At 66.7% G+C, this 1,485-nt stretch carries 2 protein-coding genes; both read left to right on the top strand.

What is annotated here, in order from left to right; translation table 11 throughout:
- A partial coding sequence (locus ACNPP0_RS10460) for a LysR family transcriptional regulator (RefSeq protein WP_448705826.1) occupies positions 1-851 on the top strand: 851 nt, incomplete at its 5' end.
- A gap of 25 nt (positions 852-876) precedes the next feature.
- On the top strand, positions 877-1,485 hold a 609-nt coding region (locus ACNPP0_RS10455; protein ID WP_448705825.1), incomplete at its 3' end, for a histidine phosphatase family protein.

Raw genomic sequence — 1,485 nt, 5'->3', positions numbered from 1 at the left:
AGGCGGCCGAAGCGCTGTCCCTGACCCAGCCCGCCGTTACCGCGCAGATCAAGGCGCTGGAACAGAGCCTGGGCGTGGCGCTGTTCGACCGCAGTGGCGGCCGGCTGGCGCTGGCCAAGGCGGGCGAAGTGCTGCTGCCCACCGCAGAGTCGCTGCTGGTGCTGGGCGCGCAATTCAAGTCCGAGGCCCGGCAGTTGCAAGGCAGCCTGCATGGGGTGGTCGAGCTTGGCGTGCCCAGCGAAAAACCGGATTTCCTGCGCCTGGGCGAGCTGGCCTCGGCGGTCACGCAGCGCCTGCCGCTGGTGGAACTGAAGACGCAGACACTGCCCACCGCCACCTTGGCCGAACAGGTCAGCACCGGGCGGCTGCCGGCAGCGCTGACCATCGCGGCCAATCCCCCGCGTGGCGTGTTGTGGCTGCCGCTGCGCAGCGTGCGCTATCGCATCGCGCTGCCCCACGAACATGCCGCGGTGCTTAAGCGTGGCGGTTGGCGCGAAGTGGCGCAGTTGCCCTGGCTGGACGGCCCGTCGGGCAGCCACACCCATCTGCTGCTGCGCGACATGTTTGAACGCCACGGCCTGTCGCCCCGCGTCGTCATGCAGAACGATGATCAGGCCAACCTGGAAGCGCTGGTGCGCGCCGGCGCAGGCTGCGCGTTGTTGCGCGAAGAAACCGCCTTGGCAGGCGCCGCCTCAAACGATTTCATGGTGTGGGGCCAGGCACGTGCCGACGCCATGCTAGGCTTCATCCTGCCCTATGAACGCGCCAGCGAACCCGCGCTGGTGGCGTTAAGCTCCATCATCCAAACCATCTGGAAGCCGCGCGCGGCCCTTGCGCCGGCCCAGCTTTAAGCCTTAGTTGCGCATCACAAACGTAATGACTGAAATCTGGTTCATCCGCCATGGCGAAACCGACTGGAACCGCCAGCGCCGCCTGCAAGGCTGGAAAGACATTCCCCTGAACGAATTCGGCGTCAATCAGGCCAGCCTGCTTGCCGCCCGCCTGCGCGAAGACGCACGCCACACGCCCATCCACGCCATCTACAGCAGCGACCTGCAACGCGCCCATGCCACGGCCTTGCCCGTAGGCGAACAGCTGGGCCTGCGCGTACGGGTCGAGCCCGGTATCCGTGAACGGGGCTTTGGCGTCCTGGAAGGGCTGGACCACGAACACATTGATGTACAGGCGCCCGAAGCCGCTGCCGCCTGGAAAAGCCGCGACCCGCTGCGTCCGCTGGACGGGGGCGAGTCGCTGGGGCAATTTCAATCCCGCGTGATCTCCACCGTGGACGACATTGCCAGCCGCCATGATGGCGAACGCATCCTGATGTTCACGCACGGTGGCGTGCTGGACATCATCTGGCGCCATGCGTCCGGTGTGGCACTGAATGGCGCGCGCGACGCCGCGTTGCTGAACGTCAGCATCAACCGCGTCGCGGTACAGGGTCGCAAGTGGGAAGTACTGGATTGGGGCGACGTCGGGCCC

The organism is Achromobacter semiaridum (assembly GCF_053543755.1).
Note: the sequence above shows the minus strand (reverse complement) of the source record. Positions and strands in the feature narration are given on the sequence as shown.